Here is a 20,197-nt window from a genome sequence, read left to right as displayed (position 1 = left end):
TGTTGCACAGGTGTCAAGCGGCATCTGACATCAAAACGCCTTCTTCCTCCAAAATCTTGCCGGAGGCTGCCAGGGCCTCGGTGACCATCTCTTCGAGCACCTTCTCGATGGCCTTCTTCCAGCGCCAGTAGGTGGTCCGATTCAGGCCTTGGCCGTCCCAGGTGTTTATGTCGTAGAACTCTGCCGGCAGCACGATCATGTCGGTGGAGCGCTTCACGTACTGGTCGCGGCGCGCCTGTCCTGCATCCTCTGGCATCTCGCCGCCCGCCAGGTGCTTGACCACGCCAGCATGCAGCGAATCGAACTCAGCACGATCACGAGCCGCCCGGCTGGCCACCTCATGCCCGATTTGCGGCTGCACTCCCTTCACCGGCGGGATAGCCCAGGCGGTGACCGCCTTGTAACGGAACAAGTCCGGCGCCTGGGTGGCGATCAGCGGAACCAGCTTGCCAATCGCGTCGACCTTCTTAGCCTTGTGGGTGGAGAACCTGGCTGTCAGCGCATTCCAGTGTCTCGGGATCAACTTGCTGTGCAGGCGGGCATGCACCCAGCAGTCCACGAGCATCGCCGCGTCCTTGCCGGTGATCTCCCCCTTCAGCTTCGAAGCCTGCACCTTCGGCTCGAAGTCGCCACCACCCACGCCGCTCATGGTCTCTGCCGCCAGCGCACGCACTACTGCTGCCAAAACGCTCTGGTACTTCATGGCTTACCCCCTGCCCGCTTGGATTTCCTCAAGATGAATTCTTCGCTACTACGCTTGCGGGCGACTGCAGCGCCCCAGGCAAGCACGGCGCCGGATGCCACGAGCATCACAGCCAGAATGAAAAACGCCCATGGTGTGGTCATGCTGCAGCCTCCTTCAGCTGTTTGATCTTTGCCCGGTACTCGGCCTTGATGGCCTTCAGGTCGTCGATGGTGTGCTTGCAGGCCTGATGAGGCCCTTCCAGCCAGGCCACCCGGTCAGCACCAATTCGCTGTACCAGCCGGATGCGGTACTCGACCGCGTTGCCGGACAGGTTGCGATTGCACTTCACGCACTGTCGGTGCACGTTGAGCGGCTCGAAGCGCAGCTCAGGGCAAGCGCCAACAGAGCGGTAGTGGCCGGCGTCCCAGCGGCTCCCGGTGATCAGGTCGTGATCACTGGGCAGTGAGTCGCAGCTGATGCACGGCTGGCCGGCATCGCGCAGGCGGATGAACTCGTTGAACAGGGCCTGGGCTTCACGCACATGGTCTGTCCGGGTCTTGAGCTTCTCCTTGCGTACCTTGATCTCGCTGCGCTCGCGCTGGTCGATCGCTTTCCGGGCTACCTTCAGGTTCGCCGGTTGCTTTGCCAGGACCATGGCGCACTTCACGCTGCAGGCCTTCTGCGTCGAAAGCGATGGCCGGAACTTGCCGCCGCAACCCTTGCAGGTCTTCTGCTTCACTTCCTTGAGGGCTACGCGCATCACTTGCTCCCCATAAGCAGGCCGATCATGCAGGCGATAACTGAGGCGAAGGGCTCACCGGTGAGCGCCAGGATCAGGGCAATAATCCAGATCATGCAAAGCTCCCAATCTGGTCAGCAGCAGCCAGGGCGGCCTGCTCGGTTTCGAAATGAGCGGACAGCACCAGGCGCCAGCAGGCGTTGAAGACGTCGCGATACAGGGGCTCAAATGCGGTGTCGTCCATGTTCGCCCAGCTGATCGACTTGGCTTCCTTGCGGACGCCCTCAGGCGTGCGTACCAGGTGAAAGTGTCCGGCCTCGATGGTCACCCACTCGCGGAAGGCTTCGCGGCTCTTGTCTACGGACGGGAAGCGCTCGGCGCGGTCGGCTTCGATCTTGGCGATATAGGCCGACACTGCATCGGAAAGCTGGCCTGGCTTGCCGCTGGCCTCCTCAAAGAACTTGGCCAGCCCACGGATGCCGCGCAGCTCCTGGCGAGGCACCAGGCCGCCGACCGGCTCCCAGTAATCCCACGCAAGATCCAGCATGGCGAAGAACTTGCCGTGGAACTTGGCGTTGCGCATCTTGGTGAACTTGCCGTGGATGACCTGACCAGCCTTCCAGCACTGGATGGTTTCGCGGTCAGCTTCGGTGGCCGGCACCAGGCCCTGGGCGGTGCGGATAAGGGCGAGCTCAGCCATGGTTTCGCTCCTCAATCTTGTTGCACTCGAAGGTGCGCTTACCGACGTAGAACCTACCCAGGCGCTCGCACTCAGTGGCTACAGTGTGATGAGCCCAGGCCCAGCCGATAGAGACGCCTACGATCAGCGCGAAAAGCAGGCCGAACTTATCCATGGCTCGCCTCCGTGGCCATGGCCGCTCGCCCGGCTATGTACTCAGGCAGATCACGGCAACCTTCGTCGTCCTCGTACAACGCAAGAAGGTCACCGAGAGCCTTGCGCAGCGCATCGTTCTCGGCCTTGAGCTGGTCGCGCTCGCCCTGGACATCCAGAAGCTGGTCCTCGGCCTTTTCACAGTGCGAGACCCATGCCTTCCGGCGTGCCCGGAGACTCACGTTGAGCCGGAGATGCATCAATCGCTGAGCACTCAGCATCTCGATCTCCGCGAGCAGGGCCAGGACGTCAGTTGCCGGACACTCCAGCCAGTTGCCGCTAGCAGCACCTGCCTCGGCCAAGGCCATCAGCTTTGCTTTGTCGATGTTCATGGTTTGGCCCTCACGCAGGAGGTACGAACAGTGGTTAAGGCGCGCTCAAGGTCGGCCTTCGCCTGAGCTGCCGCCTGTTTGCACTCCTCGGCAGACTCCATCGGGACAGAAGTCAGGGCGTAACCGTTGGAGCCCGTGTAGAGCACAATCAGAAAGTAAGCAGCTGTCATGGCTTCACCTTCAGGCCTTGGGCCTCGATGGCCTTCGCGCAGGCATCACGCATGCGGACTGCCGCGTTATAGGCATCCATGTGACTGTCATCGAGGGCAAACTCTGGCTCCTCCGGCCTGGCCGGCGCCGGTGGCAGTTCAACCACCACAGCCTCGCGGGAGGCCTGCCAAATTGCCCAGCGACTTGCACAGGTGACATTGCGATGATCGACAAAGCCAAACCGCCGGTGATGCCAGGTGTTGAAGCTGGTTAACTCTGTGCCCTCGCCCGTGAGCGGAGACCAGTGGGCATCAGCCCAATCAGCCGCAGACTTGGTGGTGTCCATCAGTGCTTCTCCAGATTCAGGCCGGTGCCGTCGCAGGCGTCGCATTTCTCACTGTCGTAGCCGTCTGGGGTCAGGCCTCCTACTTGGCCCTCGCCATGGCACTGCTCGCAGATCAGGGCCGTGCGGTCGTCGATCACAGCGATCCATCCAGGGGAGATGAAGTCAGTTACCGCCGCGTCGCAGTCGCTGTAGAACTCCTTGAGGGAGTGGGCGATGTTGCGCATCGCGATTACTTGTCGAGTCGTCAAAGGCATCACACCCCCTCCCCGGCCAGCTGCCCGGCGCGCTTGATGTTCAACTTGGCCAGCAGGTGTGCACGGCACGCGGCGGCGCCGGACGGGATCTGCTGTACCGCCAGCAGGCGGGCTTGCTTCTGCCTTGCATGCTCTTCGGCAAGCTCGGCAGCGCTCTTCTGGCTGTCGTGGCCGATGCCGATCGCGATGTCTTCCAACGGCTTGCCCTGCACCAGCAGGCGAATGGTGATGTCGTAGGCCCGGTCAAAGATCTTGCTGGCCTTTTCCGAGATCTGGTCAGCCAGGTTGTGCAGCTCGCACTGCAGCGCGGCGTGGCGCACCGCCGGGTGTGACCAGGCGCGATTGTCAGCCCGGCTCGGGTGCGAGTTCTCCAGCGCTTCGCGGAATGCCTTGTCGTGCGACGGAATGCCCAGCATCTCCGGCGTCGGCTGGCACCACTTGATGAACTTGCCAACGCTCGGGGCAAAGTCGCCGCCGAACTGGCGGCAGTTCAGCAGGCCATAGCGGATCTGCTCCAGGGTGTTGATCTCAGCGGCGATGAACGCCTTAACCCAGCTGCGCTTTGCTGCGTTCAACGCCTCGTTGTCTGGCCAGGCTTGCTTCCACGCCGGGAAGATCGCCTGCAGCTCCTTGAACAGGGCGTTGACCACTTCGGTTGTGCCGGGCGGCAGTTGCCTCGCGGTGACCGGAATGACTGGCGGCAGGTTGGTGGCCTTGGCCATGAGCTGGGTTGCGCTTTGCGGCGGCTTTGGCTTGCTCATAGCGCCCCCAGGTCGTCAGCCCAGCTGGTGCTGTTGAAATCAGGACCATTCGCCTGGCGCTTCAGCGGGAACTGGCGAACATTGCTACCGGCAGCTGCGTCGCGCTTCACCCACTTCACCAACAGGCTCACCCAGGACGCTTGAGTCTCCATGCGGCCAGACGCCGAGTAGTGACAGACAAACGCGGCTGTGGCTTCGGCGGTGAAGTGGTCAACAGGGATACCCATACGGTGCGCATAGGCCTTCAGGAGCTTCTGGTCCGGCACCCACTCAAGGGTCATTTCGCAGGGCGCCTTTGGGTCGGCGGAATTTTCCTGCTCCGCGCGTTGAGTGTTGTGTTGATCTTCTCCTATTCCCTTCCCTTCCCTTCCGGGGTCAACCGCTCGACGACCAGTCGACGACTCCTCGGCGAATTGTCGACGACCACTCTCCGAATCGTCATCAGATTCAGCCGGTGGCGCAGGGTATTTGTAGTTCTTTTTTTCGATCTTCTGGTGTTTCCAGCCGCGGACATGAAGGTAGTTTTTCCCGGCTACCCAGTAGCTCAGGGTCAGCTCCGCGCCTTCAAGCTCGCCAAGCAGGTTGCTCACCTGGCCGGTGGTAATGTCATCGCCGGGGAACACCAAGGCCTTAATGGTCCGGGGCGCCAGCGGGTGATTGCCGCCGTCGTCGCAGAAGTTCCAGAGGCCGATGAACAACAGGCGAGCCAGCGGGCTGCAGGACATGACCTGCTCGCTCGACCAGAACTCGGGTTTGACAGTGCGAATGCGGGCCATCATTGGGCCTCCAGGTTGTACTGAGCCCACAGGCCGGCCACCCAGGTGACGCCCTTCGGGGTAAATTTGGTCTGGTTGAACGCATGACCGCCTTCAGTGGTGCCGGTCTTGATATCGAACCGGCCGGCGTCAATGTGTTGCTGGTACGCCTGCCATTCCCCGCCCATGCGGTACATGATCTTCTTGTCGAGCAGGAACTCGCGGAAGCGGGCCTCATTAGCCCGTAGGAGCTTGGCGGTCTGGCGGAAGCCCTTCAGGCCTGTGGCTTCGACATAGCGGTCGACGAACTCAACCTTTGGCGCGGCAACGGCCAGGGCCTGGTTGGCGGCCTGCTGCAGCTCGTACTGCTCAGCCCACGCGCGGGCGGCTGCCGGGCTGGAGAAGTCCGGCAGTGTTGCAATGACGCGTGGCGCTTCGAGGGACTTGAGCTTGGCCAGGACACTTCGACGGACAGCCTTCGACTCACGCATGCCAACCAGCATGCATTGATCCAGCGTCAGGCTGTAGGTGGCGACTTGGTTGCCGTAAACAGGGGTGTAATATTTTTGCACCCCCTCAAGCTCATCGCCCAGCTCGTCCTCGACCCGTGAAAGGAACTGGTCATTCCTGACTTTTGGCTCGCCAGCGGTAAAGCGTGCATCGTTGATGAGGTCTCGCAGTTCGATGCTGCTCATCGTGCGCGCCACGTTTTCGTCGTTCGCATTTTGTGGCGCGGCCCGCTTGAGGGCCTGTACACTTTGGGTCTGCATATGCATAATTCCCTTCAGAGTTTTGTGTTGCAGAGAGCCGGGGCGGAATCCCGGCTTTTTTGTGTCTGAAATTTGAGGCCCTCTTGAGGCCCGCCTTGAGACCCTCACTTATCCGGTAGAGGGTCTCTTCAGTCCCACCAGCGTCAAAACTGGTGCCTTGCGCCTACCAACGAAGACCGTCGCCCCCGAGGTGATCGCTTCGAGAAGGATCTCGTTTACCGCCTCCTCGAACGTCCACCCTCTAGCCTTCATGAGGCTGTGGATCTTGGCTCTGGTCTCGGGCGGCACGTTTTCTTCTGTAAATTCCATCGTGCCCTCCTGAGGGCCTCTAGCCCGCGATATCCTTCAGGTCGTCGGGCATGAGGGCTTCGATGCCACCATTCACGGCGGCCCACTCGAGCATTTCAAAAAGGTATGTCGCGTACTCGCGGCGGCTTTTGTGAGCTGCGCGCTGAAGCTGCCGATCGAGCAATGGATAAAGGCGAACCTTTCTGGCCAAGTCACGGCGCTGGGTCATTGGGTCTTTGAAGCCCATGAGTTACTGCTCCTTGCGGTTGGAATGGGTTAAGCGGCTGCTTTACTTGGGTCGGTGCTGCGCAGGTACGCCCAGTCGATATCTGGGCGCATTTCTTCGCAGGTAACTGCGCGCGAGGACTCACGCTCGATGCTGATAGCCAAAGCTGCGCCAGGTCGACGATAGCCATATGCAACCTGCTTCAACTGACCCGCAGTGGTGCCGCAACTGGCTGCAAAGCTGTCCAGCGTTTGTTTATCGAAAGGCTTGATGTAGTCGTGCAGATTCATAGGTGCACCTCCGTATAGCCCACAGATTAGCAACTGCTAATAGGCCAGGCAATAGCAGATCGTAATTTACTGATTGCTAACAGATGGCGATGATGGGGGAATGGATATCAACAAGCAGAGAGTGGATGCCCTCAAGACCTTAATGGCCGGGGCATCCCAGAAAGATTTCGCTAATCAGCATGGGCTGGATGCTTCGTATCTGTCCCAGATCCTCAACGGGCACAGAAACCTCGGAGAGAAAGCCGCGGCGAACCTCGAGGAGAAGATTGGCCTACCTTCCGGTACCCTGGTCAATCCTGTCGCACCTGAAAAAAATGCCCCACCGAAAGCCGGGCTATCAGCCATTGATCAGCTGAAGCTGTCACTCGCCAAGGTGAAAGGGTTTTCCAGCGAGGCGCGGGATCGAATAGTTGCAGCTGCGGAAGAGCCAGATGACGGGTCGTCAACTTTTCTTCCTGCAAATATTTCAAGCCTGCGCCCAACGAACGAAGAGATCCTAATTCCCCACTATGACATTCGCGCCGCCATGGGCGACGGCCAGCTCCCTCCCGAGTACACAGAAGTGGTCCGGAATCTAGTCGTACGTGAGGAGATCCTCCGGGAAAAGGGCGTTACCTATACCTCTGCGACTGCCTTGGCGATGATCAATGGCTGGGGGCAAAGCATGGAAGGCACCATTAACGATAAGGACCTAGTCATTGTCGATAAGGGCGTAAGGGACTTCATCGGCGAAGGGATCTACGTTTTAACCTGGCACCAAGATTTGTACATCAAGCGTGTGATGCGCTTAGACGAAGAGCACTATCGCCTGATCTCAGATAACCAGCATTACGAGAATCAGACGGCGCGCATCGACGACGTGACGATCCACGCCAAGGTCCTCCTTATCTGGAACGCCAGGAAAGCCTAGCCATGCCCCTAACCAAGCCCAACCAAGACCTGCGCCGAGACCTCCAGGGCCTGGCCTCTGACCTGAAGTGGTCAGCGGTCGAGCTGATGAGAATTGCTGTTCGCCTGAGTGAAGCCGGGAATGAGGCCGACGCCCAGGCAGTGATCAGGATCTGCCAGGTGATGCAGGCTGGGGAGGATCGGTTGGTTGGGTATGGGGACGAGGTGAAGAGTGGGAGAATTACAAAGTCTGCGGGAAGTTAGAGAGCGTTTGTGGGCATGACGTAATTTTTGTAATTACAGAATCAGTTAGAAACATAAGTCGATAATGACAAGGACAATCATGGCACCACGTCATACGAGCAAGAAAAAACTTGCCAATCAAACGAGCCTAAATTTTCAGCAGATTAGTGTAAAAAAGCTTATTATCGAGCAGCCTGCATTCAGAAAGCTGAAAAATCTAACAATTGAGTTCGCCCCAAGATTGACACTCATTGCCGGTCACAACGGTATTGGCAAATCAACTATTTTGGCGCTTGTCGCGAATGGCTCTGGACTTACAACCAAAAAACATAGCAGCTATACCGGAAAACTTTTTAGAGGCTTACTTAACGAGATCATTCACATAGATTACGAGAGCGAGTTTCTGTCTCACCAGGAAGCGAACACTCTTCCAAGCCCAGTGCTTGAATATGAAATAAACTCCACACCATTCCAAAAAAGATGCGCCCTTTCAAAAAGGACTGTCATTAATAGTGATGGGGAGACAACCCGACTAGAAGCTAGGGTTGTGCCTAGGAATAAACCTGACAGTAGCTTCGTTCAGGACGAACACGGAATCACAGTGGGCGTGGCGGCCAAGGTTCCATTGCCGACAATATATTTAGGGATGACCCGGATGATCCCTATTGGTGAAAGTGATCCTGAAAAAATAGTCAACCTTGTTGATACCATCATAGACTCAACGGATGCGACGTTTATCGCAAATTTCATCTCCAGCGTAATAAATCTAGCGGACGCGGAGCAAGCCGGAAAGGTTATAACCACACAATCAATCCAGGGTACAAATAAGATTGCGAAACATCCTGAGTATGGCCATAGCCCCAAAAGTGTTTCACTCGGACAGGACAGCCTAAGCGCAATCGCTACAGCTTTTGCATCCTTTAGAAAGCTAGAGAGGGAGTGGCAAGAGTATCCAGGGGGGCTCTTAGTTATCGATGAGCTTGACGCTGGATTCCATCCTCATGCGCAACAGAGGCTGATAGAGACCATTGGAACCTATGCGAAGAAATTTCGCATACAGGTTGTTGCTACCACTCACTCACTATGTTTACTCGAAGCGGCACATCCTGAGAACAATCCAATCGGAGGCAGTGGGATGTCTATGGACTCCATTGTCTACCTTACGGATACAGTTCAGCCTCGCGTATTGGTCGACCCATCGATCCAATCAATCCGAAACGATATGCTGTTAATTCCACCAAAAGCACCCAAAAAAACAAAAGCACAACCTAAATATCTGAAAATTTACTTAGAAGACGCAGAAGCTGATTTTTTCCTCCGCACACTTCTAACGCCGCAGCTTAAGAAGAAAGTAAAAAACGCTTGCGGGGCCAGCCTAAAATCTATTCCAATTAGTGTTGGATGTAACAACCTGCAAGGCTTACAAGCCTTTGATTCGCACTTCAAAAAAGTTTTGATTGTTGTAGATGCCGATGCTTCAGTGAAAAACGGGAAGGGCACCCTTAAAAATGTGGTAAAGCTTCCTGGGGGAGGCGAACCGAACGGCTCAAGCTTTTCTCCAGAGCGAACCATTTACGAGTTTGCCAAAACGCTATCTGGCAATAACGCATCCTACCCAGAGACAAGATCAAAGCTTGGAGCCTGCGGGGTGACTAGCGACCAGCTAAAGGAGCATCTCCTGCGAGGTAACACCGACATTACCAAGCGTGAGCCGGCAAAGCGGTGGTGGAACGAAAGGCTCGAAATTATCCAAGAGTGGCGGCTGGTCGAGCTGTGGCTTTCAGAGCATCAAACACTAGTGGAAAAGTTCGAAACTGAGCTCGTTGCCGCTGCCACTCATACTGCAAAGCTCACATTTTGAAGGCTGGCCAAGTATACTGCGCGGCGGTAAACTGAGGCTTGAGAGCCTCGAAGGATGAGATCACATGTACTCCAACAAGCTGTATAGCCCGCTACGCTACCCTGGCGGCAAGGCGCGTTTTGCGCCATTCATCGCAGAGGTCATGCGTGCCAACGGCTTGGATGGCGGTCATTACCTAGAGCCGTTTGCTGGCGGTGCAGGTGTAGCGCTGGAGCTTCTGTTCGATGGCCATGCGAGCCACATCCACATCAACGACCTCGACCCTGCAGTTCATGCTTTCTGGTTTGCTGCGACGTCTGATCCTGAGGGGCTGTTAAAGATCCTGCACGATACCCCCATCACAATGGATGAATGGTATCGCCTGCGCCAAGTGATGCTTGCCCAAGACCCAGACCTGTCCATTACTGAAAAAGGCTTCGCCACCCTGTTTGTCAATCGGACCAATCGCTCCGGAATTCTCAAAGGGGGTGTCATCGGGGGTAAAGCGCAAACTGGTACGTACAGACTTGATGCTCGATTTAACAAAGAAATGATCGCAGCGAGGCTTGAGCGAATTGGCCGGCATGCAAACAGCATCACGGTCCACCAAGAGGATGCGTATAGCCTTCTGAGCAGGGTGTCGGAACTGCTCCCAAGCCGCTCGTTGATCTACCTGGATCCTCCCTACTATGTGAAGGGCCGAGACCTGTATCGAAACTTCTACAAACACGACGACCATCTCCAAATTGCCCAATTGCTCCAGTCGCCGGAATTCAATAGGCAATGGGTTGTGTCCTACGACAATGCCCCCCAAATTTGCGAAATGTACAACGAGACCGAAGCCCTGAAATATGGTCTTCACTACACTGCCCAGGCCAGATATGTCGGCGACGAGGTAATGTTTTTCAAGAATGGCCTAAAGATTCCAGATGCTGAGATTCCGAAGGCAACTGCTGTAGCTTGACGCTACGAAGCCATAACCGACTGCACGCCTATCCTTCACAGAATTTTCACCTCACCGCAGGCATGGTGAATTCTCATCCGTGAAACCCTTAGCCCGCCCTCCCCCAGGCGGGCTTTTCTTTGTCTGGATGATGGCGCTGGGCCAGGGTGGTAGGATGGCAGTTTTGTCTTGGGAGGGATACCTGTGCGGGGATTCGGAATTCTGGTGATTGTGGTGGGCGTACTACTGTTGGGTGGCGCCATGGTAATGGATGTGTCTGTACCAGCAGGCCTAGGCCGAGTGAATAACCTTGGGCTCATGGCTGAGCGGCAGAACTACACGATCATTGGGGGCATCCTGCTGATAGCTGGCATTCTGATGAACATGCGTGGCGGTCGCGGGAGCAGCGACAAGATCGCGGCGAGCTACAGCGACACCAGAGCCTGCCCGCAATGCGCTGAGCAGATCAAGTTAGCAGCCGTTAAATGCCGGTTTTGCGGCGCTGAGGCTGAAGCAGTCGCACCTCCCAAATTAAAGCATGGATGGGTTGCCTCTGTGCCTTGCCGGCCTGGTGAGGACCAAGAAAGGGCGCGGGCGGCTATTGAGGCTCTAGGACTCCCTGCTGTCCCAATGGATGGAGCCAATATAGGTGCAGGGCCTTTTGCGACGAAGGATGAGGCCAAAGTTGCGGCAAAGCGCCTGTCAGGCGAGCAAAGCGTTTTTGCGACCGTTGACTATCGCGACACCGTGAGCGGCAAGTTCCCTCCCCTGCCCGACTGAACGAGCTTTTCGATGAAGCCCGGTCAGCGCGGGCTTTTTTGTGGTCGTCAGAAAGGCGCCTCTTCCTCAATCGCCACAAATTCATCATGAGTTTCTGCCTGAGGGTCTTCTTCGGAAGACGCCTCCCAGCGCAGGGTTAATGATTCGTCGTCGTTGAACGTCATTTCAATTCCGTCCACCTCGGCGATCGACCCCATCACGTCATCCCACTCCCGGTCGCCATCTGTGTCCAGGCGATGGATTGTTACCCAGCGCTGATCCTGTGCGATTGGGTGATTAATCATGTTTGAAACCCTGAGCGTCAGCCGCTCTATCCCGCTCATCGAGGTGCGTTCTTGTTGCTTCTGCTTTTGCGGGCGTGACATTGCTCGCTCCTTTATAGCTGTATGGATGTACAGTTCTTGGCGGAAGCATACCCAGATTTAGCAGATTGTAAAACCCCAGCTCGCCGACCTTTACCCTGGTTATTCATGAAGGGTGGGAGGAGTTCTGAAAAATAATTTAGCATTTGCTATTGACGATAAGTTTAGCGATTGCTAATTTGCATCCATCGAGGCGCCACACAGCCCCTCGGGAGGCCCTCAAGCCTCACCGCTCTTTACACATTGATGGGAACCTCGCGGATCGATCCCGGCAACGGCACAGCGCGAGCAATAAATTCGATCCCCATGCCAGCTCTGGAACTGGCTACTGCGAAGTGAACCTTCGCCTGCTCAACGTCACGACGAACGCCAGTCAGCCAGGAACACAGGGTTGGCCGCGCAAGACGGACCGAGGGTTGCGCTTCAAACCGTCTCCCTGAAAGGTCCAGCTAAAAGGGCATCTATAGGCGCTTGGAGTGACCGCAGCACGAGATTTTCTCGGTGCCCTTCTTGCGAGGGGCATCCGGAAAATCAACCGGAGGGATTCACGATGTTCAACATGGCAACCATGGCGGCTGACGAATGCCGCGCAGACGCAGAAGAACGCACCTACTACCGCTGGCTCGACAAGGCATCCCAGTTGCTCGGCCACCAGGTCGCCCTGGGCTCGCAGGAGGAAAGCGACCTGCACGACTTCTACGCCGACGACTGTACGCCGGCCGAGGCTGTTACTGAGCTGCTGGCTCAACAGGAACTGGCTCGCGCTGCGTAACCGACGATTCACTGATGCCGCTTCTATGAGGCGGCATTGGGAATCAACTGGAGGACAACGCGATGCATCTGAAAGACCAAGGCTTCAAGTTCTGCATCAGCCCAGACAAGCAGCAAGGACGGTGGCTGCACCCGGCTGAGCTCAAGGTGCTCCACCCCGACTGGACGGACGTCACGGAATGGCCAAGCGAGGAGCTGGTGGCTTTCTTGATGCCGGCGCCGGAGCAGCAAGAGTTGTTCGCAGCATGACGATTTCACTGGCAGCCCTTCTCACGAGGGGCTGACGGGAAATCAACCGCCCTGGAGGGCAAAACGATGTACCTGCTCATTTTCGAAGACGGCGAGATGAAGAGCGCCGAAGACGTCACCGACGACGAGCTGCGCGGTGCGGATGACGGCCTGCTCGACATTGTCGATATCAGCGAGCCATTCACGCCAACCCGCTACGTCGGCGGCCAGTGGGTTGATGTCGAAGGCGTCAACGACTGAACAACCAGCGCCACGTCAGCCTGACGTTAACTGCCCGATCACCTGGTTCCCCATCACCAGGCTGCATCGGAGTGTGATCTGGAAAGGCGACTCCATACCGGGCGCGACGTCAACGCGCTGAGCCCTTGAGGCGGTACTGAATGGGCGTCCTTGCGATGACAAGCGCAGATCACACCCCGATGCAGATCGCATCACCGCAGGCGAATCCGGGGCCTTCCCGGCCAGACCAGATGCTTCCCGGGCAGCGCCGGGCGCCTGCCCCCCTTCCCTTCAAATCGACCGCATCGGCAGGTGCCAGGCCAGTCTCACGGCTGGGTTTGGTCACCCGCGCCTGGCATCTGGCCAATGCGGCCGCACAATCCAACTGGAGACGACCATGGGCGCACTTCGAAAAGCTCAGTTTGAGTACGACAACCGGCAGGCGCCTCCAGTGGTTGATGCCCGCGACTCTGCCCGCCAAGCATGGCTTGAAGAAGCCGGCGAGCAACTGGCCCGGGGCAGCGACATCAAGGTGCAGCGCCGCCTGCGTGCATCGCGCATCGTCACCTTCGCCGAGTTCAAGACCCACATTCAGCTGCTCTTGTTGAAGCGCTGGGAGAATGGCGAGGACAAAGGCGACTGGCTGGCAGAGATCGTCATTCAGGCGGCCTTTGGCGAGCCTTGCAGGACCACGGCAGCGAGCCTGCTGGGCGACGACAAGCCGGATCAGCACCTGATTGACCTGGCCGCAGAGTTCCTTGAGCCGCTGGCTGATGACGCGCTGATCGCCCAGGCCGAGGACGCTGAGTTATGAGCCCACACATCGCCATAGACCGCGCCCTGGACGACCTTGAGCAATCAGGGTCGAGGCTGCAGGAAACCCTAACCGAAGCCCTGATCGTCCGCCACTTCACTGCTGGCGGCATCAACGCCGACGAGTTCAAACACTACTGCGAGCGCGTTCGCCGGGTTGCCGAGCGGCGCAAGGAGGTTGCATGAGCACTGCACCGGTTAAATCGCTCATCGATGAGCAATGCGACGAGATTGAAGCCAGGCTGGTGATGTTGGGCTTCGGGCTTCCCTTCAATGAGGTGATCGGCCTGCCGCGTGAACGTGCAGTGGCCAGCCTGCCACGCCGCTTGAGCGCAACCATGAAAGGTGGCCGGATTGCGGTGAGGGTTCGGCCATGACCAGCCACCAACGCCAACGCCGCTACCTGCTTTGGCGCGGCGCTTTCCCAGCTATCGCCCTCTTCACCTTCTTGATGCTGCTCAGCGCTCTCGCTGATCGGATCACTCAGTAACCCCTTCATCAGCGCCCACCGCAGGGATGGCGCGGGAGATTCGCATGTCCGCAGAAAAAGAACTGATCGTTGCCCCGCCCCAGGAAACAGCATTGGCGGTGTACAGCGCTGAAAAGGGCCTTGAGCCATGGCTGAACCAGATTCGCGTGAAGATCGACGAATTCCTGGCCGTGGTTCCTGACCTGAAAACCGTCAAAGGCCGCAAGGAAATCGCGTCCATGGCCTATGAGGTTGCACGCACCAAGACGGCAATCGAAAACAAGGGCAAGGAGCTCTCAGCAGAACAAAAGAAGGTTCCTGGCCGCATCGATGCAGAGCGCAAACGTGTTTGGGACATCCTTGAATCCTGGCAGAAGGAGGTGCGCAAACCTCTGGATGATTGGCAGGCAGCCGAGGATGCTCGGGTAGACGGACACAACAACGCCATTGCCCACCTGAAGCTCCACGCCGAAGCGCTGGAAGGCATTACCGCCGAAGATCTGGCTGATCGCATCGCCAAGGTTGAGGCCATCGCCCTGGGCGAGCAGTGGCAAGAGTTCGAAGCCGAAGCAGCCCGGGCCAAGGACGATTCGCTGAAGGTGCTGCGCGCCGCCCTCGCCGCCCGCCAGCAGTACGAAGCGGAACAGGCCGAACTGGCCCGCCTGCGCGCCGAGGCTGAAGCCCGCGAGCAGAAAGAGCGCGAAGAGCGCATCGCTCGGGAAGCCGCCGAGCGCGCCCGGATCGAAGCCGAGCAGAAGGCCCAGGCCGAGCGCGAAGCCACCCAGCGCCGCGAACTTGAAGCCAAGGCCACCGCCGACCGCCGCGAGCTGGAGCTGAAGCTGCAGGCCGAGCAAGCCGAGCGCGCAAGGGCCCAGGCCGAAGCAGATCGAGTCGCCACAGAGCAGCGCGCCGAGCAGGAGCGCCAGGCCGCAGCACAACGTGCCGAGCAGGCGGCTGAACAAGCTCGCATTGATGAACGCCGCCGGGCAGACGACGCTGCGGCCGAGATACTCCGCCAGCAGCAAGCCCGCGAACGCGACGAAGCCCATCGCCGGAGCATCAACCGCGCAGCGCTGGAAGCCTTCATTGCTGGTGGCATGCCTGAGGCCTGCGCCAAGCAAGCGGTCACCTTGATCGCGCAGCGCAAGATCCCCAACGTCTCCATTTCCTACTGAGGTCGCCATGAGCCAAGTAGCCCGGGTCGAACAGACCAACAGCCCAGTGATCGCCACCGAGTCGGTCACCGTTCTGCAGATTATCCAGCAGGTTGCCATGTCCCCGAACGCCGACATCGACAAGATGGAGCGCCTGATGGTCATGCACCAGAACATTCAGGCCCTGCAGGCCAAGCAGCAGTTCGACGAGGCCCTGGCCGCCATGCAGGAAGAGCTGCCGGTGATCGGCGAGCGCGGCGGGATCAAAGACAAGAGCGGCCGCATCCAGAGCACCTATGCGCTCTGGGAGGACATCAACGAGATGATCAAGCCAGTGCTGGCCCGCCACGGCTTTGCCCTCTCCTTCCGCACGCCACGCAACGAGCGCGGGATCGAGGTCGAGGGCGTACTGAGTCACCGCGCCGGGCATCGGGAAACCACCTCCCTGGTCCTGCCGGCCGATACCACAGGCAGCAAGAACGGCGTCCAGGCCGTGGCCTCCAGCGTGAGCTACGGCAAGCGGTACACCGCCGGTGCCCTGCTCAACTTCACCACCACCGGCGAGGACGACGACGGCAACGGTGCAGTCGTGACGCCGCGGGTAACTTCGGTGCAAGCCAGCCAGCTGGCCATGCTGCTGGAACGCTGCAGCGACAAAGCCAAGTCCGCGTTCGCCAGCATCCATGGCACCCCATCTGCGGTTGAGAAAGCCGCGTTCGACCAGGTGCTGGGCATGCTCACCAAGTCAGCCAACCAGAACACAGCCGCAGACTAGGAGACCTCCCATGCAGATCATCACTGATATCGAGCAAGGCACGCCGGAGTGGCTGGCCCTGCGCTTGGGCATCATCACCTGCTCGGAGCTGGACTGCCTGCTGGTAAGTGGCAAGGGCGAAGCGGGCTTTGGTGTGGCCGCCTTCACCTACATGGACCAGCTGATCGGCGAGCGCATCACCGAAGAGGCCGCCGAGATCCCCTTCCAGACAAAGGCAACAATCCGGGGCCACGAGCTTGAAGGTGTTGCGCGCGGGCTCTATGAGGACCGCGAGAGCCTCAAGACTCGCTCAGTCGGGATCATACTGAACCACGGCATCGGCTACTCGCCTGACGCCCTTGTCGGCGACGACGGCCTCACCGAGATCAAGACCAAGCTGCCCAAGTTTCAGGTGGGCGTGATCTTGGCTGGCGATGTTCCAAAAGAGCACGTAGCCCAGTGCCAGGGCGGCCTGTGGGTGTCGGAGCGCGAGTGGATCGACTTCATCAGCTACTGGCCCGGCATGCCGCTCTTCGTCAAGCGCGTGTACCGCGACGAAGCCATGATCCGCAAGCTCACCGAGCGGGTGAAAACCTTTTACGAAATCCTCGACGAGCGCATGAACAAGGTGCTCGGCCTGGCCGCATAACCAAGGAATCACGATGCCTACTCTTACCGATATCGGCCGCCTGGGCCGCGACGCTGAACTGCGCTACACGCCTGAAGGGAATGCCGTCTGCAACCTGGCCCTGGCCTGCGAATACGGCCGCAAAGGCCAAGATGGCAAGCGCCCCACTCAGTGGGTCGACGCCACGCTCTGGGGCAAGCAGGCCGAAGCCATGGCGCCCTACCTGCTCAAGGGCCAGCAGTTGCACTTCACCATCGACGACGCCCACGTCGAGACCTACACCAAGGCCGACCACTCCCAGGGAGTGAAGCTCACCGGCCGCGTGATCATCATCAAGTTCGCCGGCAGCCCGCCGCCGCAGGCGCAGCAAGGAAGCCAGCAGCAACAGCCTCGGCCCCAGCAGCAGCGCCAGCAGAGCCGCCCGCAGGCCCAGCCGCAGAACCAGCAAGGCGCCCCAGGCCCGGACTACGACAGCTTCGACGACGACATCCCTTTCGCCCCGCTGCATCACCTGGCCGGGGCGTAACCATGATCGCCACAATCGCCCTGCCCATCCCCGCCGTGTAGTACGCGGCGGCCATGGCCACTTCCACTGGTCGGCCCTGGGGCGTGTATCGCGGAAACAAGCGTCTACTAGTGGTCATGCCCTCTGGCTCTACGAACAAGAAGCCAATTGAGGTGTGCTACCCATGAGACGCATCCAAAAGATCACCCAGCAGCGCCGCCGGCAGCTGCATGTTCACTTGCCACCCAGCGGATTAAAGCAGGCGTCTTATAGTGATGGGCCAGGCCGAGCGCGCCCGGCTTCTTCAGCTATCAAAGGCGCACCTGATCACCTTCCTGGTCAGCAGCACCGATCGCGGAGCCCGAGCAGAGACGAGGAAGAAGCGCGATGAGCAGCGCGCCAAGCACGGCAAGCAGGTCAAGGCCCTGGCCGGTACCGGCATCACTCGGAACCAAGTGGCGCAGAAGCTTGGCATCAGCTACGGGTACATGATCCTGTTGGTGAAGGATAACGCCATAGAACTCCTCGCTAGAGGAACAAGACATGACCTCCATTTAAATCTATGAATCAAGAAAATCTGAAATTTTATTTGTAAAAAACATCCAAGGTTGCGCCCGCATTGAATTCACCAAACTCTGGCGTCGCACTCATCCACTTCAAGCGCGCGAGAAAATTATGTGAGTTGGTAGTCGAAGTAGTCTTGGGCGTCAGCACAAACTCTTTCTTAAATATTAACGGGCTTTGATCAACTTCGTTGATCAAGCTAATCCCCACCGATTTGTTGTCGGTCGGAATTAGGGTATCCTGTGCCGCAGACAATGTAGCGGTTAACGGTTCCAGATAACCGCCCAGGCCATAGGCGGCACTACAGGTTCGCTGTTCGGTTATAGTGAATGGCACTTCCTTGATCGTCGCGCCCACCACCGCCCCCGACGCGCGAATTGCACCGAAATTGATGACATTTGGATGGATTTTTATCAACGACTCACATGGTAGATAACGAAATTTATTCAAGCCAGAGACAATTACGTTGTAGCTAGATCCGGGACGCGCACCGCCAACCCCATCAAACTGGAACGCTCTATGGATTGCGAACGGGGCAATTGGCCCCTCCTTATTATCTCCGGCAGGTGACTTCTTAACGAAAAACAACGAGTAGGACATACTCTTTTTTTCTTTCTGCCAGCCACAGTTCTCGGTGCATCCATCAACACGCCATCCGATATCCAGTTTGCCACCGGTCAAGGATGAGTATAAATAGTCTTTGCCCTGGTATGTCACGCCAATTTCAATATCTTTACCAAGGTCAACTCGACTTGGATTCATATAGAAATAAATATTCTCTGCCGGCCTACCGGCAATATCCACCCAACATTCAACACTAATTGTTTTAGTCGCTTGACGCCAGAGCACGGTACCCGCGGGCAAAGAGTTCGGGATAGCTATAGTTTCATTGATACTTTCCTCAACATCAATCCGGCCGGTACCAGCCTCTTGGCACTTCAATGCATAGCTTGGAGCAACCTGCATAAAGAATAAACAAACAATAAAAAGCAGCTTCTTGGACAACATGATGGAGCCTTCTGGAGTAGACGGGCAATGCCAGTACAAGGAGTAATCCTTTGAGATATAGCTTCGCTGGAAACCGATAATGCTTCCATGAGAGCCCAGCCAGTATCAGACGATTCCTAAAAGCTGAAAGTGCGATAGGGACCCGAGCATGCCCGGTGCCAGCAATGGATCAACTTGCCGCCCAGCGGGCTGGAAGCACTTCAAGGAGACGCGACGCATGAGAATCGACCTTCCGGGCCAATTCGACCTGCCTATCCAGGTTGCCCATCACCCGCCGGCGGCTCTAACCGGTAGCAAGGAAGAGTTGGCCGAGCGGATCGCCAAGGCCTTGGTCAAGTACGAAGCGCGGCCTTCGTCGGCGCTCTGGATCGAAACCCAAGCCTGCGCCCGCGCAATTCTCAAGTAATCAACATGCCGCATCCGGCCACGGAGGGCGGCGCATGCATGGAGAAAGCCATGAGCAACTACAACTGCGACTACGTTCGCCGCCACTACGACGTGCCAGCCGAGATCGGGCGCCGCGTAATCGCCAACGGCGAGCCTGGCGTGATCATCGCCGACCGCGGCCATTACATCGGTGTCATCCTCGACAGCGACCCGAAGAAGCGCATCCGTAACTACCACCCAACCTGGGAAATGCAGTACGGCGAAATGGCCGAAGAGCTGCCGCTGAAGCAGTTCGAGGTGCTCACCAACGGCCTGTATGACTGGGATGACGTGAAGTACATGCTTGGCGACGCGCGCCATTACGTTCGGCGCGTGTGGGCAGCCACTCGCAGCCAGGCCAAGTACCGGGCATATCAGGAGCTGGCTGAGTGTTTCAACGACGACGCAACGGCCATGCTTACCTTCAAGGTTCGAGCCGCCGCCTGAGTGTCCGGCGCTGCCAGACAACCAGCTACCCGGTAAGGACCTACTTGCACTGCAACGCAACTTCCCCCAAGGGACCGCCGGTTCCATTTGCTGAAAATGCGACGACGCATTGCATCGCACCACAATTGCAATTGTATACGGCGTGCTTATTCGCAATCAGGTTTGCCTGATCAGAACATCCGCAAGCACTAGGAGCAACGTTGGCCTGCGGCTGCGCCTCCACCTTTTCACCACAGCCAACCAACTGGGCGGCTGCTAACGCGATTCCGAAAACGATGAGAAATCTCATGAGAGCTCTCCTTGGTCGACCCTATCGGAATAGCACACACCAACTACCTGAACAAACCGACGCTGCTGGAAGAACCTGACAGCGCCTTCCCCATTTCTGCGAATCACGCCACCCCGGCGAGGTATCCCATGCCCACAGAAAACCGATCCAGCAACACCGAGCAGATGGTCAGCGTGCCGCGTGACCTTGCCGAAGACATCTGCAACGGCCTGCGTATCACGCAAGAACGTGGCATCAAGGAACTGCGCGCCCTTCTCGCCCAGCCAGCCGCCCAGCACCAGGGTGAGCCGATGAAGCCATACGGCTACCTTCGCGAGGTAGATGGGCGGTGCCAACTATCAGTCGGGCCAGAGCGGC

The 20,197-nt window shown here is 58.0% G+C and carries 35 protein-coding genes and 1 pseudogene; 19 read left to right on the top strand and 17 right to left on the bottom strand.

The annotated features are described in order from the left end of the window. Positions 1 to 13 precede the first annotated feature (13 nt). The 14 genes from ABIE20_RS26790 to ABIE20_RS26725 form a co-directional block, all read right to left on the bottom strand. Positions 14 to 703: a hypothetical protein gene (locus ABIE20_RS26790; protein ID WP_429508512.1), complete on the bottom strand. Its 690-nt coding sequence runs from the start codon at positions 701 to 703 to the stop codon at positions 14 to 16. Next, positions 700 to 846, bottom strand: coding sequence for a hypothetical protein (locus tag ABIE20_RS26785; RefSeq protein WP_429508510.1), 147 nt, complete (start codon positions 844 to 846; stop codon positions 700 to 702). The genes ABIE20_RS26790 and ABIE20_RS26785 overlap by 4 nt, the downstream gene beginning before the upstream one ends. Next, the gene (locus ABIE20_RS26780; protein ID WP_429508509.1) at positions 843 to 1,445 is read right to left on the bottom strand and encodes a recombination protein NinG; all 603 of its coding nucleotides are present in this window, start codon (positions 1,443 to 1,445) and stop codon (positions 843 to 845) included. Before ABIE20_RS26780 ends, ABIE20_RS26785 begins: the two co-directional genes overlap by 4 nt. A 91-nt stretch (positions 1,446 to 1,536) precedes the next feature. Further along, positions 1,537 to 2,124 carry a DUF1367 family protein gene (locus ABIE20_RS26775; RefSeq protein WP_429508507.1) on the bottom strand — a complete coding sequence of 196 codons (588 nt, stop codon included), beginning with the start codon at positions 2,122 to 2,124 and terminating at the stop codon, positions 1,537 to 1,539. After that, positions 2,117 to 2,278, bottom strand: a complete 162-nt coding sequence (locus tag ABIE20_RS26770) for a hypothetical protein (protein ID WP_429508505.1) — start codon at positions 2,276 to 2,278, stop codon at positions 2,117 to 2,119. Before ABIE20_RS26770 ends, ABIE20_RS26775 begins: the two co-directional genes overlap by 8 nt. Next, entirely contained in the window at positions 2,271 to 2,648 is a 378-nt protein-coding gene (locus ABIE20_RS26765) for a hypothetical protein (protein WP_429508503.1), read from the bottom strand. Before ABIE20_RS26765 ends, ABIE20_RS26770 begins: the two co-directional genes overlap by 8 nt. A 166-nt stretch (positions 2,649 to 2,814) precedes the next feature. Beyond that, on the bottom strand, positions 2,815 to 3,144 hold the full coding sequence (locus ABIE20_RS26760) for a hypothetical protein (RefSeq protein ID WP_429508502.1): 330 nt from the start codon (positions 3,142 to 3,144) through the stop codon (positions 2,815 to 2,817). Next, positions 3,144 to 3,368 carry a hypothetical protein gene (locus ABIE20_RS26755; protein WP_058540480.1) on the bottom strand — a complete coding sequence of 75 codons (225 nt, stop codon included), beginning with the start codon at positions 3,366 to 3,368 and terminating at the stop codon, positions 3,144 to 3,146. Before ABIE20_RS26755 ends, ABIE20_RS26760 begins: the two co-directional genes overlap by 1 nt. Before the next feature lie 29 nt (positions 3,369 to 3,397). Further along, a complete protein-coding gene (locus tag ABIE20_RS26750; RefSeq protein WP_429508499.1) occupies positions 3,398 to 4,159 on the bottom strand; it encodes a replication protein P in 762 nt (253 codons plus the stop codon). Continuing rightward, positions 4,156 to 4,935 carry a DnaT-like ssDNA-binding domain-containing protein gene (locus tag ABIE20_RS26745; protein WP_429508498.1) on the bottom strand — a complete coding sequence of 260 codons (780 nt, stop codon included), beginning with the start codon at positions 4,933 to 4,935 and terminating at the stop codon, positions 4,156 to 4,158. Before ABIE20_RS26745 ends, ABIE20_RS26750 begins: the two co-directional genes overlap by 4 nt. Then, complete coding sequence (locus ABIE20_RS26740) at positions 4,935 to 5,690, bottom strand: phage antirepressor KilAC domain-containing protein (protein ID WP_429508496.1); 756 nt, start codon at positions 5,688 to 5,690, stop codon at positions 4,935 to 4,937. Before ABIE20_RS26740 ends, ABIE20_RS26745 begins: the two co-directional genes overlap by 1 nt. A 102-nt stretch (positions 5,691 to 5,792) precedes the next feature. Beyond that, a complete protein-coding gene (locus ABIE20_RS26735) occupies positions 5,793 to 5,993 on the bottom strand; it encodes a hypothetical protein (protein WP_093382440.1) in 201 nt (66 codons plus the stop codon). Positions 5,994 to 6,012: 19 nt separating this feature from the next. Further along, a complete protein-coding gene (locus ABIE20_RS26730) occupies positions 6,013 to 6,219 on the bottom strand; it encodes a hypothetical protein (protein WP_093382436.1) in 207 nt (68 codons plus the stop codon). A gap of 29 nt (positions 6,220 to 6,248) precedes the next feature. Next, positions 6,249 to 6,488 carry a transcriptional regulator gene (locus ABIE20_RS26725; RefSeq protein WP_429508494.1) on the bottom strand — a complete coding sequence of 80 codons (240 nt, stop codon included), beginning with the start codon at positions 6,486 to 6,488 and terminating at the stop codon, positions 6,249 to 6,251. A gap of 100 nt (positions 6,489 to 6,588) precedes the next feature. Between ABIE20_RS26725 and ABIE20_RS26720 the strand changes: the two genes are divergently transcribed. The 5 genes from ABIE20_RS26720 (at position 6,589) to ABIE20_RS26700 (ending at position 11,182) form a co-directional block, all read left to right on the top strand. Beyond that, complete coding sequence (locus ABIE20_RS26720) at positions 6,589 to 7,398, top strand: S24 family peptidase (RefSeq protein ID WP_429508493.1); 810 nt, start codon at positions 6,589 to 6,591, stop codon at positions 7,396 to 7,398. A gap of 2 nt (positions 7,399 to 7,400) precedes the next feature. Next, complete coding sequence (locus ABIE20_RS26715; RefSeq protein ID WP_429508492.1) at positions 7,401 to 7,640, top strand: hypothetical protein; 240 nt, start codon at positions 7,401 to 7,403, stop codon at positions 7,638 to 7,640. A gap of 79 nt (positions 7,641 to 7,719) precedes the next feature. Continuing rightward, entirely contained in the window at positions 7,720 to 9,480 is a 1,761-nt protein-coding gene (locus tag ABIE20_RS26710; protein ID WP_429508491.1) for an AAA family ATPase, read from the top strand. Between the two features lie 64 nt (positions 9,481 to 9,544). Continuing rightward, on the top strand, positions 9,545 to 10,423 hold the full coding sequence (locus ABIE20_RS26705) for a DNA adenine methylase (protein WP_429508490.1): 879 nt from the start codon (positions 9,545 to 9,547) through the stop codon (positions 10,421 to 10,423). A gap of 240 nt (positions 10,424 to 10,663) precedes the next feature. Then, a complete protein-coding gene (locus ABIE20_RS26700; protein ID WP_429508565.1) occupies positions 10,664 to 11,182 on the top strand; it encodes a zinc ribbon domain-containing protein in 519 nt (172 codons plus the stop codon). 47 nt (positions 11,183 to 11,229) lie between these two features. Here the strand turns inward: ABIE20_RS26700 and ABIE20_RS26695 are convergent, their stop codons facing one another. Then, a complete protein-coding gene (locus ABIE20_RS26695; RefSeq protein ID WP_429508489.1) occupies positions 11,230 to 11,547 on the bottom strand; it encodes a DUF1654 domain-containing protein in 318 nt (105 codons plus the stop codon). Between the two features lie 547 nt (positions 11,548 to 12,094). Between ABIE20_RS26695 and ABIE20_RS26690 the strand changes: the two genes are divergently transcribed. The 11 genes from ABIE20_RS26690 (at position 12,095) to ABIE20_RS26640 (ending at position 17,672) form a co-directional block, all read left to right on the top strand. Next, a complete protein-coding gene (locus tag ABIE20_RS26690; protein ID WP_429508488.1) occupies positions 12,095 to 12,316 on the top strand; it encodes a hypothetical protein in 222 nt (73 codons plus the stop codon). Positions 12,317 to 12,378: 62 nt separating this feature from the next. Continuing rightward, positions 12,379 to 12,564 carry a hypothetical protein gene (locus ABIE20_RS26685; RefSeq protein WP_429508486.1) on the top strand — a complete coding sequence of 62 codons (186 nt, stop codon included), beginning with the start codon at positions 12,379 to 12,381 and terminating at the stop codon, positions 12,562 to 12,564. A gap of 66 nt (positions 12,565 to 12,630) precedes the next feature. Then, positions 12,631 to 12,804 (top strand): hypothetical protein, encoded by a 174-nt coding sequence (locus ABIE20_RS26680; protein WP_429508485.1) that lies wholly within the window; start codon positions 12,631 to 12,633, stop codon positions 12,802 to 12,804. Positions 12,805 to 13,180: 376 nt separating this feature from the next. Then, positions 13,181 to 13,597: a hypothetical protein gene (locus ABIE20_RS26675; protein WP_176794254.1), complete on the top strand. Its 417-nt coding sequence runs from the start codon at positions 13,181 to 13,183 to the stop codon at positions 13,595 to 13,597. Next, positions 13,594 to 13,782: a hypothetical protein gene (locus ABIE20_RS26670; RefSeq protein ID WP_429508484.1), complete on the top strand. Its 189-nt coding sequence runs from the start codon at positions 13,594 to 13,596 to the stop codon at positions 13,780 to 13,782. The genes ABIE20_RS26675 and ABIE20_RS26670 overlap by 4 nt, the downstream gene beginning before the upstream one ends. Next, a complete protein-coding gene (locus tag ABIE20_RS26665; RefSeq protein ID WP_159388558.1) occupies positions 13,779 to 13,973 on the top strand; it encodes a hypothetical protein in 195 nt (64 codons plus the stop codon). The genes ABIE20_RS26670 and ABIE20_RS26665 overlap by 4 nt, the downstream gene beginning before the upstream one ends. Before the next feature lie 157 nt (positions 13,974 to 14,130). Then, positions 14,131 to 15,240 carry a hypothetical protein gene (locus tag ABIE20_RS26660; protein ID WP_429508483.1) on the top strand — a complete coding sequence of 370 codons (1,110 nt, stop codon included), beginning with the start codon at positions 14,131 to 14,133 and terminating at the stop codon, positions 15,238 to 15,240. A 7-nt stretch (positions 15,241 to 15,247) separates the two neighbouring features. Then, positions 15,248 to 15,994 carry an ERF family protein gene (locus tag ABIE20_RS26655; protein ID WP_429508482.1) on the top strand — a complete coding sequence of 249 codons (747 nt, stop codon included), beginning with the start codon at positions 15,248 to 15,250 and terminating at the stop codon, positions 15,992 to 15,994. Positions 15,995 to 16,004: 10 nt separating this feature from the next. Next, the gene (locus ABIE20_RS26650; protein WP_045194502.1) at positions 16,005 to 16,622 is read left to right on the top strand and encodes a lambda exonuclease family protein; all 618 of its coding nucleotides are present in this window, start codon (positions 16,005 to 16,007) and stop codon (positions 16,620 to 16,622) included. 13 nt (positions 16,623 to 16,635) lie between these two features. Continuing rightward, complete coding sequence (gene ssb, locus ABIE20_RS26645) at positions 16,636 to 17,127, top strand: single-stranded DNA-binding protein (RefSeq protein WP_429508480.1); 492 nt, start codon at positions 16,636 to 16,638, stop codon at positions 17,125 to 17,127. 254 nt (positions 17,128 to 17,381) lie between these two features. After that, positions 17,382 to 17,672, top strand: coding sequence for a hypothetical protein (locus ABIE20_RS26640; protein WP_429508479.1), 291 nt, complete (start codon positions 17,382 to 17,384; stop codon positions 17,670 to 17,672). Between the two features lie 19 nt (positions 17,673 to 17,691). Here ABIE20_RS26640 and ABIE20_RS26635 read toward each other — a convergent pair whose 3' ends face one another. Beyond that, entirely contained in the window at positions 17,692 to 18,678 is a 987-nt protein-coding gene (locus ABIE20_RS26635) for a fimbrial protein (RefSeq protein WP_429508478.1), read from the bottom strand. A 217-nt stretch (positions 18,679 to 18,895) separates the two neighbouring features. Between ABIE20_RS26635 and ABIE20_RS26630 the strand changes: the two genes are divergently transcribed. Together ABIE20_RS26630 and ABIE20_RS26625 are read left to right on the top strand one after the other, a co-directional pair. Further along, on the top strand, positions 18,896 to 19,084 hold the full coding sequence (locus tag ABIE20_RS26630; RefSeq protein WP_429508477.1) for a hypothetical protein: 189 nt from the start codon (positions 18,896 to 18,898) through the stop codon (positions 19,082 to 19,084). Positions 19,085 to 19,134: 50 nt separating this feature from the next. After that, positions 19,135 to 19,551, top strand: coding sequence for a hypothetical protein (locus tag ABIE20_RS26625; protein WP_429508476.1), 417 nt, complete (start codon positions 19,135 to 19,137; stop codon positions 19,549 to 19,551). A gap of 40 nt (positions 19,552 to 19,591) precedes the next feature. On the opposite strand, the gene ABIE20_RS26620 is transcribed toward ABIE20_RS26625, so the two are convergent. Continuing rightward, on the bottom strand, positions 19,592 to 19,840 hold the full coding sequence (locus ABIE20_RS26620) for a hypothetical protein (protein ID WP_019097566.1): 249 nt from the start codon (positions 19,838 to 19,840) through the stop codon (positions 19,592 to 19,594). An 11-nt stretch (positions 19,841 to 19,851) separates the two neighbouring features. On the opposite strand from ABIE20_RS26620, the pseudogene ABIE20_RS26615 reads away from it, so the two are divergent. Continuing rightward, positions 19,852 to 20,197 (top strand): annotated as a pseudogene (locus ABIE20_RS26615) (hypothetical protein); the annotation flags it as partial.

This window comes from Pseudomonas sp. 2835, assembly GCF_050435905.1.
Classification (GTDB): domain Bacteria; phylum Pseudomonadota; class Gammaproteobacteria; order Pseudomonadales; family Pseudomonadaceae; genus Aquipseudomonas.
Note: the sequence above shows the minus strand (reverse complement) of the source record. Positions and strands in the feature narration are given on the sequence as shown.